This window comes from Frigoribacterium sp. AC512 (assembly GCF_979258295.1).
The window spans coordinates 2610029-2626768 of record NZ_OZ409850.1 but is presented as its reverse complement, the minus strand read 5'-3'; the positions used below and the strand labels follow the sequence as shown (position 1 = coordinate 2626768).

Below are 16740 nucleotides of genomic sequence, written 5' to 3'. Positions count from 1 at the left end.
GCCGCGGGCGCGTCAGCCGAACGGGTCGACCGGTTCGTCCGACAGGCTGACGTCGGGCCACCAGGAGGCGCGCTCGAGGTCGACACGGACCGTGCCTGTCCGCGACCACGACAGGGGCGTCCCCTCGGCGCGCCAGTGCTCGAGCGCGCGCTGGCCGTGACCCTCGGGGGCGTGCCCGGAGGCCTTCACGATGCGCCACCACGGCAGGTCGGAGCCCGCGTGCGCCATCACCTTGCCGACGCCGCGCGACGAGCGCGAGCCGACGGCCGCCGCCACCGAGCCGTACGACATGACCCGCCCCTCCGGCACGGACTCGACGACCGAGACGACGCGCGAGACGAAGTCGTCGCCCGGCGAGGCGTCGTCGGGAGGGCCGTCGTCGGGCGCAGCTGCCCCCTGGGTCACTCGCCCTGCGGCGTCGGGCTGATGGTGAGCGCCGCGAGGTGCTCGCCGTACGGCGTCTCGCCGACGACCTCGAAGCCGATGTGGGCGAAGAAGCGCTCCGGACCGTCGTCGCCCGGCTCGTAGATGACGGTGAGCGTGTCGAAGCCGCGGCTGCGCGCCTCGCCTGCGAGGGCGTGGATCGCGAAGCGACCGACGCCGCGGCCCTGGTGCTCGGCCGAGACGTTGACCCGCCAGATGCAGCTGCGCAGGGACTCGTCGTCGGCGTCCGCGTCGAAGTTGCCCATGATGAAGCCGACGACCTCGTCGCCGTCGAGCACGACGCGGGGCCACGCCGTGGTCGGGTTCACGTACGCCTCGGCGATCGAGTGCGAGACCGGGGCCACGTACTGCTCCTGGCCCGGCTTCAGCGTCAGGTTGTTGGCCGCCACGACGGTGGCGGCGGACAGGGTCTCGAGGCGCAGGTCCGACATGGCCTCAGGGTAACGGGGCACCCGGCCGGGCACCACCGTCGAGGGTGGGAGGATCGGGGCATGCAGACCGACCGTGGCCCGGCGAAGCCGTGAGGCGCGGCACCAACCTCCCGGCCGTCGGCGGCTACAACCGCTCGGTCGTGCTCGACGCGGTGCGGCGTGAGGCGGCCGGGCTCAGCCGGACCGAGATCGCCGAGCGCACCGGCCTCAGCCCTCAGGCGGTGACGAACGTGTCGCGACGGCTGCTGGACGCCGGCCTGATCCGCGAGAGCGGCACCGTCATCAGCGGCCCGGGCAAGCCGCGCACCATGTTGCAGCTCGAGCCGGGAGGCAGCTTCGCTCTCGGGGTCCACGTCGACCCCGCGGTCGTGACCTACGTGCTGCTCGACCTGCACGGCACCGTGGTGGCGCACGCACAGACCCCCACCCCGTCCGCGTCGCGGCCCGACGAGGTCGTCGGGTTGATCGCCCGGACGGTGGACGGGCTCGTGGCGGATTCCGGCGTGGACCGCGCGCGCCTCCTCGGGATCGGCATCGCGGCGCCGGGGCCGATCGACGTCGAGGACGGCGTCGTCCTCGACCCGCCGATGCTGCCGCGGTGGCGGCACGTGCCCCTGCGCCGGGCCATCGCCGAGGCGACGGGGCTGCCCGTGCTGCTCGAGAAGGACGTCGCCGCGGCTGCCGTCGCCGAGCTCTGGTTCAGCGACGGCGCCTCCCGGCGCGACTTCGCCTTCGTCTACTACGGCACGGGCTTCGGCACCGGCCTCGTCATCGGCCGCGACGTCGTGCGGGGGTCGAGCTCGAACGCGGGCGACTCCGGACACGTGACCGTCGCCTCCTCGGGTCGGCGCTGCACCTGCGGTCGGATCGGCTGCGTGGGCGAGCTGATCACTCCCCACGCGCTCGTGCGCCAGGCGGTCGAGGCCGGCGTGCTCACGGCGGACGACCTGCGGGTCGACGTGCTCGACGCCGCCCGCTCGGAGGGCGACCCCGACGACCTGCACCGCATCGAGGAGGCGCTGGTCGCGTTGGCGGGCAAGGCCGCGGACGGCGACGAGGGGTCCCTCGAGATCCTGCACGAGGCTGCGCGGCACCTCGCCCGGGCCGTCGTGGTCGTGCTCAACCTGCTCGACCTCGCCGAGGTCGTCTTCGGCGGGCCGTTCTGGCACGTCGTCGCCCCCTGGGTGCTCCAGGTGCTGCCGGAGGCCGTGCGGTCGTCGGCCGCGCTCATCGCCAAGCACCCGATCGCCCTCGAGCAGTCGGCCATCGGCACGGACGTCGCGGCGGTGGGGGCAGCCTGCCTCGTGCTCGACCACGCTTTCTCGCCCAGGCCGTCGGCGCTGCTCATCTCCGCCTAGGGGCGGGCGCCGGGCGCGGCGGACCGGGGCCCTCGGTCGAGGGTCACAGCTCGGTCACGACGTCTTGACAAGCAATAACTCCATACGGTGTAGTAACTCCCACGGACCGGCGACGACGCCGGTCGAGCGATGGAGCAAGGGAGCACCATGACTCGAACGACGAACACCCGACGACGTCGCGTGCTGGCGGTCGCCGCCGCAGCGACCACCACCGTGCTGCTGGCCGTCGGCTGTGCCGGGGGCAGCGGCGGAGGCGACGAGGACACGCTCAAGGTGGCGTACCAGAAGTTCGGCACCTTCACCCAGATGGACGACCACATGAAGGCCGTCGCCGCGGAGTTCGAGGCGGCGAACCCGGACATGACCGTCGAGCTCGTCCCCATCGCCGGCCAGAACGACGACTACTTCACGAAGCTCGCCCTGATGAACCGCTCTCCCTCCACCGCCCCCGACGTGCAGTACGAGGACACGGCGAAGCTGAAGAGCGACGCCGCGGCCGGGTTCCTCCTGCCCCTGGACGAGTACACCGAGGCCTGGGACGACTGGGACATGTTCTACGACAACGCCAAGGAGGCGGGGGTCGGCGAGGACGGCAAGCTCTACGGAGTCCCGATGGGCACCGACACGCGGGCGCTCTGGTACAACAAGGAGCTCTTCGCCGCAGCCGGCCTGCCCGTGCCGTGGGAGCCCGCCACCTGGGACGACGTCCTCGACGCGGCCGCGACGCTCAAGCAGGCCTCCCCGGACGTCGTGCCCTTCAACATCTACTCCGGCAAGCCGCAGGGCGAGGGCGCCACGATGCAGGGCTTCGAGATGCTGCTCTACGGCACCGAGGGCGGCACCCTCTTCGACGACGACGAGGGCAAGTGGGTCACCGGGTCGCAGGGCTTCGTCGACTCCCTCGGCTTCATCGAGGACGTCTACCAGGGCGGGGTCGGCCCGACCCCCGAGCAGGCGCTCGACACCAACATCGCCACGATCGTCGGCGGCGAGTGGCTCCCGCAGTCGAAGGTCGGCATCGCCCTCGACGGGTCGTGGCTGAGCGGCACCTGGCTCGAGACGGGCACGAACCCGTGGCCGGAGTGGAGCGAGGTGCTCGGCCAGGCGCCCATGCCCACCCAGGACGGGCAGGCTCCCGGCGCGGTCAGCATGTCGGGCGGCTGGACCCTCGCGGTCGGCGCGAACAGCGCGAACCCCGACAAGGCGTTCGAGTTCATCGAGCAGTCGCTGAGCAAGGAGGGCTCGCAGTCCTACGACATCGCCGCGAGCCAGATCGCCGTGCGGAGCGACGTCGCCGAGGACCCGGAGTACGTCGCCGCGAACCCCTCGTTCGAGTTCTTCTCGTCGATCGTCCCCGTGACGCACTTCCGCCCCGCCACCACCGACTACAACCGCATCTCGAGCGAGATCACCATCGCGATGGAGGCGGTGATGACCGGCCAGCAGAGCCCGGAGGAGGCGGCGGCCGCGTACGACGAGGCCCTGGTCGGCATCGTCGGCGAGGACGCGACGGTCGAGGCCGACTGACGATGACGACCCTCGCTCCTGCCCCGGTCGGTCGCGACGGCGACCGGCCGGGCGGCCCCGGCGCGGGGCCGGGAGGTGAGCCGTCCGGTCGCCGGGCGGGCGCCTCCCGGGCCCGTGCCCTGCGCACCGCCGGACGCACCGTCCCGCTGGTGCCCGCGATCGTGCTGCTCGCGATCTTCCTGCTCGGCCCGGTCATCTCGTCGTTCTACGGGTCGTTCACCAACGCCTCCCTGACCGGCTACGCCGCCGGCGGCTCGGAGTTCGTCGGCTTCGCGAACTACCGCGAGCTGTTCGCCGACCCCGACTTCCCCAAGTCGGTGCTGCTCACGCTCGCGTTCGTGTTCTTCTCCGCCGTGGTCGGGCAGAACGTCGTAGGACTCGGCGTCGCCCTCCTGATGCGCTCGGCGAACAAGGGCGTCCGCGCCGTCGTCGGCACCTTCGTCATCGCCGCCTGGGTGCTGCCGGAGATCGTCGCCGCGTTCGTCGCGTACGCGTTCTTCAACGACGGCGGCACGCTCAACACGATCCTGGCCGGGCTGGGGATCACGGGGGCCAACTGGCTCTACACGTTCCCGCTGATCTCGGTCATCATCGCCAACATCTGGCGCGGCGCCGCCTTCTCGATGCTGGTCTACTCGGCGGCCATCCAGGAGGTGCCGCCCGAGATCACGGAGGCGGCCGAGATGGACGGCGCAGGCGGCCTCAAGCGCCTCGTCTACATCACGCTGCCGGCCATCCGTCGCAGCATCTCGACGAACCTCATGCTCACGACCCTGCAGACGCTCTCGGTCTTCACCCTGATCTTCGTCATGACCGGCGGCGGCCCGGGCACCGACAGCTCGACGCTGCCGATCCTCGCCTACCAGGAGGCCTTCCGCTTCTCGCAGCTCGGATTCGGCACCGCGATCGCGACCATCATGCTGCTCGTCGGGGCGGTCTTCTCGATCATCTACATCAGGGCGCTCAAGCCGGAGGTGGACTGACCGTGGCCATGACCTCGCCCAGCGGCCGGCGGCTCGCGCTGGTCTCGAACCTCGTCCTGGTCGTCGTGGGGCTCTGCTTCGCGGTGCCGCTCGTCTGGCTCGTGCTCGCCTCCGTCGACACGGACGCGTCCCTCTCGGCAGCGGTGCCCGACGAGTTCACGCTCGACAACTTCCGGCAGGTGCTCACGCCCGAGATCTCGTTCATCCCGCTCGCGAACAGCCTCGTCCTGTCCGGGGGCTGCGCGTTGATCACCGTCGTCGTGGCGATCCTCGCCGCGTACCCGTTGTCGCGGTACCGGATGCGGATCAACAAGCCGTTCCTCTACGGCATCCTCTTCGGGACGTGCCTGCCGATCACCGCCATGATGGTGCCGGTCTACAGCCTGTTCGTCTCGCTCGACCTGATCGACTCGATCGGCGGCACCGTGTTCTTCCTCGCGGCCTCCAGCCTGCCCATGGCGATCTGGATGTCGAAGAACTTCATGGACTCGGTGCCCATCTCGCTCGAGGAGGCGGCCTGGACGGACGGCGCGTCGATGTTCTCGACGCTGACGCGCGTCGTCGTGCCGCTCATGCGGCCCGGCATCGCGGTCGTCTTCATCTTCGTGTTCATCCAGGCGTGGGGCAACTTCTTCGTCCCCTTCATCCTGCTGCTGAGCCCCGACAAGCAGCCCGCCGCCGTCAGCATCTTCAACTTCTTCGGACAGTACGGCTCGGTCGCCTACGGCCAGCTCGCGGCGTTCTCGATCGTGTACTCGGTGCCGGTCATCGCCCTCTACGTGCTGGTGTCGCGCACCCTCGGCGGATCGAACGCCCTCGCCGGCGGGGTCAAGGGGTGATGTCGCTCCTCCACGACCGCCCCTGACCTGCCCTCGTCCCACCGGATCACCGAACCTCCGCGCGCTCGTGCGCGCCGACAAGGAGACTCTCCCCATGCACGACAACACCGCCCTCGTCGAGGCCCGCATCGACCGCTTCGTCCTCGACCGGATCACGCCGAACATCTACCGACGCGCCGCGCCGCTCACCGTCGAGGCGTGGGAGGTGCCGGACGAGCCCGTGCCCTTCGCCGAGGCCGTCCGTCAGCAGTACGTGCCCTTCGTCCCCGGCACGCCGTGGAGCCGGCCGTGGGGCACCACCTGGTTCCGGGTGACGGGCGTCGTGCCCGAGGGCTGGGGCGCCGACCCGGCCACGGCGCTCGAGGCCGTCGTCGACCTGGGCTTCAGCACACGTCAGCCCGGCTTCCAGGCCGAGGGGCTCGTCTGGCGTCGCGACGGGACGCTCGTGAAGGCCATCGAGCCGTACAACGGCTACGTGCCGCTGGCGCTGGTGGGCGGCTCGGCCTCGCCGGGGGCGCCGATCGAGTTCTTCGTGGAGGCGGCGTCGAACCCCGACGTCGGCGGCAACTTCTTCTACCTCGAGACGCCCATGGGCGACAAGGCGACCGCCGGGACGGCACCGATCTACACGCTCCGGACACTCGACCTCGCCGAGAGGGACACCGTGGTGTGGGAGCTCGACCGCGACATCTGGACGCTGCTCGGCCTGATGCGGACCCTCGACCTCGGCACTCCACGGCGACACGAGATCCTGCGCGCGCTCGAGCGGGCGTGCGAGGTCGTCGACCACGACGACGTCGCCGGGTCCGCGGTCCTCGGGCGCGAGGCGCTCGCGGGCGTGCTCGCGTCGCCCGCCGCCGCCAGCGCCCACCGCGTCGTCGCGACCGGCCACGCGCACATCGACTCGGCCTGGCTCTGGCCCGTCCGCGAGACGCAGCGCAAGGTGGCGCGTACCTTCTCGAACGTCGTCGCCCTGATGGACGAGGACCCGGACTTCGTCTTCGCCGCCTCGAGCGCCCAGCAGTACGCGTGGGTGAAGGAGCGCTACCCCGACCTCTTCGCCCGCATGAAGGAGAAGATCGCCGAGGGCCGGTTCGTGCCGGTCGGCGGGATGTGGGTCGAGTCCGACACGAACATGCCGGGAGGCGAGGCGCTGGCCCGTCAGTTCGTGGCCGGGCACGCCTTCTTCCGGCGCGAGTTCGGGATCGAGTGCGACGAGGTCTGGCTGCCCGACTCGTTCGGCTACACGGGCGCCATGCCGCAGATCGCCCGCGCGGCCGGTGCCCACTCGTTCTTCACGCAGAAGGAGTCGTGGAACGAGACCAACCGGATGCCGCACCACACGTTCCTGTGGGAGGGCATCGACGGGAGCCGGGTCTTCACGCACTTCCCGCCGGTCGACACCTACAACTCCGACCTCTCGGCGGTCGAGCTGGCACACGCCGAGCGCGAGTACAGCGAGAAGGGCGTCTCCAACGTCTCGATCGTGCCGTTCGGCTGGGGCGACGGCGGCGGCGGGCCGACCCGAGAGATGATGGCAGCCGCGAGACGGGCCGCCGATCTCGAGGGCTCGCCGCGCGTGACCGTCGGCACCCCCGCCTCCTTCTTCGCGCAGGCCCGTGACGAGATGCCCGACCCGGCGGTCTGGTCGGGCGAGATGTACCTCGAGTTCCACCGGGGCACGTACACCTCGCAGGCGCGCACGAAGCAGGGCAACCGCCGCAGCGAGCACCTGCTGCGCGAGGCCGAGCTGTGGTGCGCCACCGCGGCCGTCCGGGGCTTGCTCGACTACCCGTACGACGAGCTCGACGAGCTCTGGCAGACCGTCCTGCTGCTGCAGTTCCACGACATCCTCCCCGGCTCGTCCATCGCCTGGGTGCACCAGGACGCCGAGCGGAACTACGCCCGGGTCGCCGAGCAGCTCGGTGCGTTGACGGCCAGGGCGCAGGAGGTGCTGGCCGGGCAAGGCGACGTGGCCGTCGCCTTCAACGCGGGCCCGGTCCCGCACCGCGGGGTGGCCGCGTCGTCCGCGGCGGTCGTCGACAGCAGCGGCGCCGCCGCCGTCGCCGCGGCCGGCTCGACGGCGACCGGCGTGGTGCTCGACGCGGACGGCGACGGCTGGGTGCTCTCGAACGGGCTCGTCAGGGCCGTCTTCGACTCCGACGGGCTCGTCTCGTCGCTCGTCGACTCGACGTCCGGGCGTGACCTCGTCGCTCCCGGCGCGAGGCTCGGGCTGCTGCAGATCTTCCGGGACACCCCGAACCAGTGGGACGCGTGGGACATCGACGCCGTCTACGTCAACGCCCGCACCGACCTCGTCGACGCCGTGTCGGTCGAGGTCGACGGGGTGTCGCTCGTGGTGACGCGGACCACCGGCACGTCGACGATCGTGCAGCGCTGGGCCCTCGAGGAGGGCGAGGCGGAACTGCAGCTGGTGACCGAGGTCGACTGGCACGAGAGGCAGAAGCTGCTGAAGCTGGCCTTCCCGCTCGACGTGCACGCCGACCGCGCGGCGTCCGAGGTCCAGTTCGGGCACGTTCAGCGCCCCACGCACTCCAACACCTCATGGGACTTCGCCCGCTTCGAGACGGTCGCCCACCGGTGGGTGCACGTGGCCGAGCCCGGCTTCGGGGTGGCCGTCGCGAACGACTCGACGTACGGACACGACATCACGCGCTCGACCCGGGACGACGGCGGCACCACCACGCTCGTGCGGCAGTCGCTGCTGAGGGCGCCGGTGTTCCCCGACCCGCACGCCGACCAGGGCCGCCACGTGCTGCGGTCGACCGTGCGCGTCGCGCCCGACGTGGTCGACGCGCTGTCGGCCGGCTACCGGCTGAACCTGCCGCTGCGTACCGTGTTCGGCTCCGGCGGGCCGGTCGCGCCGCTGGTCACGTCGTCGTCGCCGGCGGTGGTCGTGGAGGCGGTCAAGCTCGCGGAGGACCGTTCGGGCGACCTCGTCGTCCGGCTCTACGAGGCCAGGGGATCGAGGGCCGCGTCGACGATCGGGGTCGACGCGTCGGCGGCGCTCGGCGGGGCCTGGCGGACGGACCTGCACGAGCGCGAGCTGGGCGTCGACGGAGCCGACGTCCCCGGCGCCGCGCGGTGGACCGCAGGGGAGCCCCTCGAGCTGACGCTTCGCCCGTTCGAGATCGTCACCCTGCGCTTCGCGCGCCGGGGCTGAGGCTCCGCCCGGGCCCGCTGGCGGGCCGCCGGTCGGCCGCTGGCGGGCCGCCGGTCGGCCGCTGGCCGGCCCGGTGCACCGGCAGGAGGTGCTGGTCGGGGAGGCCCGGGCAGCACTTCCTGCCGGTTCACGGCGGGCCGGGAGAAGGGGAGGAGTCAGCGCAGGGTCGCGGCCGGGACGGGGTCGGCCTGAGCACCCGCCATGGCCGCCCCGACGGCAGCGGCGGGCAGTCCCGCGGGCAGCAGCACGAGACGCGAGGCCAGGTCGAGCGACGCGATGAACGAGGAGGCGGCGGCCTGGTGGGCGAGCGCGTCGCGCACCGGCCCCATCAGCTCGTCGCCGAGGGCGCTCATCCCGCCGCCGACGACGATCGTCTGCACGTCGACCGTCAGGGCGAGCAGCCGGACGGCCTGCGCGACCCCGTCGACCAGGGTGCGTCGGGCCTGCACGGCCAGGTGGTCGCCGTCGGCCGCCGCGTCGAGGAGGGCGCGTGCCGGGTGCAGGGCGGTGGTCGGCCAGAGCCGGGCCGCAGCTGATCCCGAGGCGACGGTCTCGAGGCAGCCACGCTGTCCGCACGCGCACCAGGCGCCGGTCGGGTCGACGGGGACGTGCCCGATCTCGCCTGCGGCACCGTGCGCGCCGCGGCGGACCTGACCGTCGAGGACCAGCCCGGCGGCGAGGCCGGTGCCGAGGTTGAGGTAGGCGATCGAGCCCTGCAGTGACATCGCGTGCCACGCGCCGAGCGCTGCGGCGTTGACGTCGTTCTCGACCCTGACGGGCACGCCGAGGCGGCGGGCCAGCTCGTCGCCGAGCGCCGTGTCGACGAGGCCGAGGTTGACCGCGTGGCCGACCCTGCCGGTGGTGGCGTCGACGACGCCGGGCACGCCGACGCCGACCGAGGACAGACGATCGAGCGGCACGCCGGTGAGCGCCGCGAGGCGCTGCGCGGCCTCGACCGCGTTGTCGAGGACCTCGTCGACCCCGAAGCCCGAGGCGAGCCGGACGCGGTGCACGGGCCGGGGCGACCGGGGACCGTCGTCGGCGACGGCCACGGCGTCGATCTTCGTCCCGCCGATGTCGAGGCCGAGCCTCACGGGCACGCCCCCGGCGCCACGGCGTGGTCAGGGCGAGGCCCCTCGCTCACGACCAGGACGGGCGTCACGACGATGCCGGGGAAGGCGGGGACAGGCCTGCTCATGGGTGTTAGTAAAGCTTACTAACCGAACGGCAGCAAGCACGAGGGGCCCGAGATCTCGGGCTCGTTTCGGGTATTGACCAGCCGTGTTTCCTGCTCGTAAACTCACCGCACCAGCCTTGACAACGTGTTTGTAAGGCATTTTTACTAAACGGCAACGCTGCCGGGCCCGTCTCGCACCACGAGACGGCACACGCCTCTCGAGGCCCCGGTCGGCGACGCCCGAGACGAGAGGAGGTGACCGTGCCCCGAGCCGCCGCCCCCCGTGCCGCCGCCCCCCGTGCCGCCACGCATGCCGCTGCTCCCGTCGCCCCCGGTGCAGAGCGCGCCTCCTCCTCGACCCTGCGCGTCACCGCCAAGTCGCTCCCGCAGCACACCCGGGCCCGCAACCGCTCGCTCGTGCTGCAGACCCTCTGGCGCCAGGGCTCGATGAGCCGCGCCGACCTCGCCCGTGAGAGCGGACTCACCCGGCCGACCGTCTCGGGCATCGTGCAGGAGCTGGCCGACGAGGGGGTCGTGGCCGAGCTCGGGCTCCGAGGCGACTCCCGGGTCGGCAAGCCGGCGACGCTCGTCGGCATCCGGCCCGACTCGTTCCACATCCTCGCGCTCGACCTCTCGTCGGCGGAGCGGTTCTCCGGCGCCGTCGTCGACGTCCGCGGCGAGGTGGTCGGCCGAGCCAGCGTCGACATCGACGGGGCGACGGGCGAGGCGGCCGTGGCGCTGGCCGAGCGCCTCGTCGACGAGCTGTCCGCGCTGACGACCACGCGCCTCCTCGGCGTCGGGGTGGGCACGCCCGGCATCGTCGACCACCAGGGCGTCGTGCGCACGGCGGTGCACCTGGGCTGGTGGGACCTGCCGCTCGCGGCCCGGCTGAGCGCCCGCACGGGCGTGCCGGTGCACGTCGGCAACGACGCGAACCTGGCCGCCCTCGGGGTGCACACCTTCGGCGACCCCGAGCGCGACCCGTCCCGCAGCCTGATGGTCATCACCATCGAGCACGGCGTGGGCGTGGGCCTCATCGTCGGGGGAGCGCTCGTCGAGGGCGACCGCTTCTCGGCCGGCGAGATCGGGCACGTCACCGTCGACGAGGCGGGCGACGTGTGCGCCTGCGGCCGCCGCGGCTGCCTCGAGGTCTCGCTCGCGGCGCCGGGGCTGTCGGCCCGCCTCTTCGCCGTCGACCCCGGCTCGCGCGGTGCGGTGCTGCACGCCGCGGGGCGCGACCTCGGATTCGTGCTCGCCCCCGTCGTGAGCGCCCTCGGGCTCGACGAGGTCGTGCTCTCCGGGCCCCGTGAGCTGCTCGACGGCGTGCTGCTGCGCGCGGCGGTCGAGACGGTCAGGGCCCGCACGCTCGCGGCCGTCGGCCAGGGGCTCGTCCTCCGCTACGCGGGTGACGACCGCGACCTGGCCGTGCTCGGCGCCGCCTCCCTCGTGCTCTCGGCCGAGCTGGGCGTCTCGTGACGGCGCACGGCCGCGCGGCACGCGGCCCCTGCCCCGGCGGCCCCTCCCCAGGCGCTCCCGCCGCCCGATCCACCACAGACCGCACCACCCGCACCAGCACCCCCCGCACCTGTTCGACCACCATCACTCCCAGCAGCACCCCGCGGCACCGCCGCCCCGTCCACGAGGAGACACAATGCGAATGACACGTCACACAGCGGTCGCGGCCCTCGGCCTCACGGCCGCCCTTGCCCTGACCGCCTGCTCGAGCGCGGGCACGGCAGGAGGCGGCAGCAGCGACGGGCCGCAGACGGTGCCCACCACGAAGGGCGACGGCGAGACGCTGACCGTCTGGGTCATGACGGGCGACTACACCGACGAGACGATCAAGGCGATCAACGACGAGTTCACCGAGCAGACCGGCGCGGAGGTGGACGTCCAGACCCAGCAGTGGGACGGCATCACCACCAAGATCAGCACCGCGCTCGCGACGTCCACCCCGCCCGACGTGCTCGACCTCGGCAACACCCAGGTCGCGAGCTATGCCGAGAACGGCGCCCTGCTCGACCTCACCGACTACGCGGACGACATCGCCCAGGGCCAGGAGTGGCTCACGGGCCTCGAGGAGCCCGCCACGGTCGACGGCTCGCTCTACGGCGTCCCCGGCTTCGCGGGCGCCCGCGCCGTCATCTACAACAAGGACATGTGGGCGGCGGCCGGCATCACCGAGGAGCCCACCACCTACGAGCAGCTCACGGCCGACCTCGACACGCTGGCGGCGGCGAACCCGGCGAGCGACTTCTCGCCCTTCTACATGCCCGGTGCCTACTGGTACGCCGGCATGCAGTTCGTCTGGGACGCCGGCGGGGAGATCGCGACGCAGGGCGACGACGGCACCTGGTCGGCCGGGCTGTCGTCCGACGAGGCGCAGCAGGGCCTCGAGGACTTCAAGGAGTTCCAGAACACCTACTCGACGGGTGCCTCGCAGACGCTCGACACCGACGTGCCCAACCAGGACCAGATCTTCGCCGACGGCAAGGCCGGTGCCATGCTCGGCACCAACGGCAAGATCGACCTGATCAAGGAGGCCAACCCCGCCCTGACGGACGACAGCTTCGGCACCTTCCCGTTCCCGGGCAAGTCCGGCGAGTCGCAGCCCGTCATGCTCGGCGGCTCCGACTGGGGCATCGCGGCCAAGAGCGCCAACACCGACCTCGCGCTGCAGTGGGTCAAGATCGCGGCCAGCCCCGAGATCCAGAGCGACTGGGTCTACGGCAACGACGGCTGGATCCCCAACAGCACCGACGGCATCGAGGCGGCGCAGAGCACGCTCGGCGACATCGACGAGGGCTTCTTCTCGGCGGCGCTGAACTCGAAGGCCACCCCGGCCAGCGGCAACTGGGCCGCGCTCGAGGGCGACCTGAGCATCAACGACCTCTTCAGCAGCGTCGCCTCGGGCAGCAAGTCGCCCGAGGCCGCCGCCGAGTCGTTCGACAGCACGACGGACGACGCCCTCAACAAGTAGTCCCACCCGCGAGCGGCTCCGCACCGCAGGGCCGGGCGACGTACGAGCAGGACGTGCGCCGCCCGGCCGGGACCACCCCGCTCGACCAGCTCCACCGCTCGACTCGATCACCGCTCGTTCCGATCACCGCTCGACCCGATCTGTGAGTCCCGACCCAGGAAGCAGCCATGGCCGTCACGACAGCGCCGCCCCTCCCACCCCGCCAGCACGCCCCCGAGGGCCCGGCCCCGCGGCCCGGGAAGAAGCGCCAGCTCGCCCCGCTCTGGCTGCTGAGCCCGGCCGGCATCGTCCTGCTCGTCGTGATGGTCGCGCCGATCGTGTTCCTGGTCTTCACCTCGTTCACGAACTACGACCAGCGCAGCCTGTTCACCGGCGCCTACGAGTCGGTCGGGCTGCAGCAGTACGTCACGCTGTTCACCGACAGCGACTTCTGGTGGTCGCTGCTCCGCACCGTCCTCTTCACCGTGGCGATGGTCGCCGGCAGCGTCGTCATCGGCATGGGCGTCTCGCACCTGCTGACGCGGATCCACACGAGCATGCGGTACGTCGTCACCGTCGTGCTGATCTTCGCGTGGGCGATGCCGAACGTCGCCTCCTCGCTGGTCTGGAACTGGCTGTTCCAGCCCGGCTACGGCGTCGTCAACTGGATGCTCACGCAGCTGCGGGTCTTCGGCGACATGACCGACACGCAGTGGTCGAACGATCCCCTGTTGTCGTACACGTCGATCTGGATGCTGATCGTCTGGCAGGCGGTGCCCTTCATCGCGCTGACCCTCTACGCCGCCGAGACGCAGGTGTCGCCCGAGTACAAGGAGGCGGCCCGTCTCGACGGTGCCGGCGAGTGGCGCGTGTACCGCGACGTCACCCTGCAGTTCCTCAAGCCGACCCTGCTGCTCGTGACGATCCTCTCGATCATCTGGGACTACAACGTCTTCAACCAGATCTGGCTCGTCTCGCAGGGCGGCCCCGACGACGCGACGTCGACCCTCGGCGTCTTCATGTACAAGACGGCGTTCGTCGGCTTCGAGATCGGACAGGGCGCCGCCATCTCGGTCGTCACGACCCTGCTGCTGCTCGGCCTCACCGCGTTCTACATCCGCAACCTCATCCGCTCGGGAGAAGACCTGTGACCACGACAGTTCCCACCGGCGTCGGCGCCTCGGCGACCGACGGCCCGTCCGAGACCGCTGCGGCCGCCGACTCGGCCGTCCCCGCCTCCGCCGGCCCTGCCGCCGGCTCCTCCGACGGCACCGCAGGAGGCGCGACGCCCGTCCGCCGGTCGCGTCGCCGCAAGAAGCCCCGCTGGTTCAGCAACTCGCTCGCGGTGCTGTTCAGCGCCGTGTGGATCTTCCCCGTCTACTGGATGGTCAACACGGCCTTCAAGCCACGGTCGGAGTCGATGACGTCGACCCCGCTCTTCCTGCCGCAGCACCCGACGCTCGACAACTTCGTCGTCGCGATCACGCAGAGCGGGTTCCTCGTCAACCTGCGCAACAGCGCGGTGGTGGTGATCGCGACGGTGCTGCTCGCGATCATCCTGGGCTTCTTCGCCGCCGCGGCGCTCTCGCGGTTCCGCTTCCGCGGGCGCCGCACGATCATGATCGTCATCCTCGCCGTGCAGATGCTGCCGACGACGGCGCTGCTGATCCCGTTGTTCCTGATCTTCAACAGCATCGGGCTGCTCGGCACCTACGCGGGCCTCGTGCTGGCGTACATCGCGACGGTGCTGCCGTTCTCGATCTGGGTGATGCGAGGGTTCTTCGTGGCCATCCCGATGGAGATCGAGGAGGCGGCCCAGCTCGACGGCGCGAACACCTGGCAGGTGCTGACGCGCATCCTGTTCCCGCTCGTGGCGCCGGGCGTCATCGCGACGAGCATCTTCGCCTTCATCGCGGCCTGGAACGACTACATCATCGCCTACACGTTCATGAAGGACCAGTCGATGTACACGCTGCCGGTCTGGCTCGCGTCGTTCGTCTCGCAGAACACCGGCACCGACTCCGGCGGGCAGATGGCGGCAAGCGTGCTGTTCTCGCTGCCGGTCGTCGTCTTCTTCGTCATCATCCAACGCAACCTGGTGTCGGGCATGTCCGCCGGCGCCGTGAAGGGCTAGAACCGTGACCGACCCCCTGCTGCTGCCCCGTGTCGACCAGCTGACCACCGCCTCCGGCGCGTACCTGCTCGACTCCGCCACCCGCGTCTCGGCGCCCGACTCGCTCGGCGGCACGGTCGCCTGGCTGCAGTCGGTGCTGCGACCCGCGACCGGGCTGCCCCTGCGCGAGGGCGACGGCGACGGCGCCGGCATCTCGCTCGACCTCGACCCCGAGCTCGACGACGAGGGCTACCGCGTCGAGGTGCGCCCGGCCGGCGTCCGCATCACGGGCGGCTCGGCCGCCGGCGTCTTCTACGGCGCGCAGGTGCTGCGGCAGCTGCTGCCGCCCGAGGTGTTCCGTCGCTCGCTCGTCGAGGGCGTCGAGTGGTCGGTGCCCGCGGTCGACGTCGCCGACTCGCCCCGGTTCGGCTGGCGCGGCATGCACCTCGACGTGGCACGGCACTTCATGCCGACGCACGACGTGATGCGCCTGATCGACCTCATGGCGATGCACCGCCTCAACACCCTGCACTGGCACCTCACCGAGGACCAGGGCTGGCGCGTGGAGATCGTCAAGTACCCCCGGCTGACGACGGTGGGCGCGTGGCGCGCGTCGTCGCAGGTGGGCGCCGGGCCCGAGGCGACGCAGGACGGCCGCCCGCACGGCGGCTTCTACACGCAGGCCGACATCCGCGAGGTCGTCGCCTACGCCGCCGCGCGGCACGTGACCGTGGTGCCCGAGATCGACGTGCCCGGCCACTCGATGGCCGCCATCACCGCCTACCCGCACCTCGGGGTCGGCGCGGTCGAGGCCGGCGGGATCCCCGTGCCCGAGCCGCGACAGATCGCGGTCGGCACCGAGTGGGGCATCTTCGAGGACGTGCTCAACACCGAGCAGTCGACCGTCGACTTCTACAAGGACGTCCTCACCGAGGTGATGGACCTGTTCCCGGGCACCTGGATCGGCGTCGGTGGAGACGAGTGCCCGAAGGCCCAGTGGGAGGCGGACCCCCGCACCCAGGAGCTGATGCGCGAGCGCGGCCTCGCCGACGAGGAACAGCTGCAGGCCTGGTTCATCGGCCAGCTCGACGAGCACGTGACGGCCGCGGGTCGCCGCACCTTCGGCTGGGACGAGATCCTGGAGGGACACAGCCGCGACGGGCACGCGTCGGACGGCGCCCGACCCATGTCGCCCGGCGCGACCGTCGCCTCCTGGCGGGGCATGACCGGCGCGGTGACCGCCGCGCGGCTGGGCTACGACGTCGTCGCCTGCCCTGACGACCAGGTCTACCTCGACTACCGCCAGTCCGACTCGCCCGACGAGCCCATCCCGGTCTCGATCGTGCTCGGCCTCGAGGACGTCTACGCGTTCGAGCCCGTCCCGGCCGAGCTGACCGCCGAGGAGGCGCGGCACGTGCTGGGCGGTCAGGCGAACGTCTGGACCGAGCACATGGACTCGCCCCGCACCGTGGACTTCCTCGTGTTCCCCCGCCTCTGCGCGGTGGCGGACGTGCTCTGGTCGGACGCGCCCCGGGACTTCGCGGGCTTCTCCGCACGGCTCGACCACCACCTCCTGCGCCTCGATGCGGCGGGGGTCGAGTACCACCGGGCGTCGGGGCCGCTGCCGTGGCAGACGCGTCCGGGCGTGCCCGGCCGGCCGGCCTCGCGAGAGGACCGCGCCGCGTACATCGCGGGCATCACCGCGAACATCGCCTGACCGCCCCG

13 protein-coding genes are annotated in these 16740 nt (G+C 71.8%); 10 read left to right on the top strand and 3 right to left on the bottom strand.

The window, feature by feature from the left end; translation table 11 throughout:
• Positions 1 to 12 precede the first annotated feature (12 nt).
• Together ACZZ97_RS12085 and ACZZ97_RS12080 are read right to left on the bottom strand one after the other, a co-directional pair.
• On the bottom strand, positions 13 to 405 hold the full coding sequence (locus ACZZ97_RS12085; RefSeq protein WP_463473314.1) for an MGMT family protein: 393 nt from the start codon (positions 403 to 405) through the stop codon (positions 13 to 15).
• Complete coding sequence (locus tag ACZZ97_RS12080) at positions 402 to 875, bottom strand: GNAT family N-acetyltransferase (protein WP_123547763.1); 474 nt, start codon at positions 873 to 875, stop codon at positions 402 to 404. Before ACZZ97_RS12080 ends, ACZZ97_RS12085 begins: the two co-directional genes overlap by 4 nt.
• A gap of 89 nt (positions 876 to 964) precedes the next feature.
• Here ACZZ97_RS12080 and ACZZ97_RS12075 point away from each other — a divergent pair, with 89 nt between their 5' ends.
• The 5 genes from ACZZ97_RS12075 (at position 965) to ACZZ97_RS12055 (ending at position 8766) form a co-directional block, all read left to right on the top strand.
• Positions 965 to 2233: an ROK family transcriptional regulator gene (locus ACZZ97_RS12075; RefSeq protein ID WP_463473313.1), complete on the top strand. Its 1269-nt coding sequence runs from the start codon at positions 965 to 967 to the stop codon at positions 2231 to 2233.
• A gap of 147 nt (positions 2234 to 2380) precedes the next feature.
• On the top strand, positions 2381 to 3760 hold the full coding sequence (locus ACZZ97_RS12070) for an extracellular solute-binding protein (protein WP_463473312.1): 1380 nt from the start codon (positions 2381 to 2383) through the stop codon (positions 3758 to 3760).
• A gap of 2 nt (positions 3761 to 3762) precedes the next feature.
• Positions 3763 to 4743: a carbohydrate ABC transporter permease gene (locus tag ACZZ97_RS12065; protein ID WP_463473311.1), complete on the top strand. Its 981-nt coding sequence runs from the start codon at positions 3763 to 3765 to the stop codon at positions 4741 to 4743.
• Between the two features lie 8 nt (positions 4744 to 4751).
• A complete protein-coding gene (locus tag ACZZ97_RS12060; protein ID WP_192040784.1) occupies positions 4752 to 5582 on the top strand; it encodes a carbohydrate ABC transporter permease in 831 nt (276 codons plus the stop codon).
• A gap of 94 nt (positions 5583 to 5676) precedes the next feature.
• A complete protein-coding gene (locus ACZZ97_RS12055; protein ID WP_463473310.1) occupies positions 5677 to 8766 on the top strand; it encodes an alpha-mannosidase in 3090 nt (1029 codons plus the stop codon).
• Positions 8767 to 8921: 155 nt separating this feature from the next.
• On the opposite strand, the gene ACZZ97_RS12050 is transcribed toward ACZZ97_RS12055, so the two are convergent.
• A complete protein-coding gene (locus tag ACZZ97_RS12050; RefSeq protein ID WP_314103040.1) occupies positions 8922 to 9860 on the bottom strand; it encodes an ROK family protein in 939 nt (312 codons plus the stop codon).
• A gap of 344 nt (positions 9861 to 10204) precedes the next feature.
• Between ACZZ97_RS12050 and ACZZ97_RS12045 the strand changes: the two genes are divergently transcribed.
• The 5 genes from ACZZ97_RS12045 to ACZZ97_RS12025 all read left to right on the top strand — a co-directional run bounded on the left by ACZZ97_RS12045 (position 10205) and on the right by ACZZ97_RS12025 (position 16732).
• Positions 10205 to 11419, top strand: coding sequence for an ROK family transcriptional regulator (locus ACZZ97_RS12045; RefSeq protein WP_463473309.1), 1215 nt, complete (start codon positions 10205 to 10207; stop codon positions 11417 to 11419).
• A 181-nt stretch (positions 11420 to 11600) separates the two neighbouring features.
• The gene (locus ACZZ97_RS12040; RefSeq protein WP_314103038.1) at positions 11601 to 12923 is read left to right on the top strand and encodes an extracellular solute-binding protein; all 1323 of its coding nucleotides are present in this window, start codon (positions 11601 to 11603) and stop codon (positions 12921 to 12923) included.
• Between the two features lie 167 nt (positions 12924 to 13090).
• Entirely contained in the window at positions 13091 to 14053 is a 963-nt protein-coding gene (locus tag ACZZ97_RS12035; RefSeq protein ID WP_463473308.1) for a carbohydrate ABC transporter permease, read from the top strand.
• Complete coding sequence (locus ACZZ97_RS12030; RefSeq protein WP_314103034.1) at positions 14050 to 15036, top strand: carbohydrate ABC transporter permease; 987 nt, start codon at positions 14050 to 14052, stop codon at positions 15034 to 15036. Before ACZZ97_RS12035 ends, ACZZ97_RS12030 begins: the two co-directional genes overlap by 4 nt.
• A gap of 4 nt (positions 15037 to 15040) precedes the next feature.
• The gene (locus ACZZ97_RS12025; RefSeq protein WP_314103033.1) at positions 15041 to 16732 is read left to right on the top strand and encodes a beta-N-acetylhexosaminidase; all 1692 of its coding nucleotides are present in this window, start codon (positions 15041 to 15043) and stop codon (positions 16730 to 16732) included.
• The last annotated feature ends 8 nt before the right edge of the window (positions 16733 to 16740 follow it).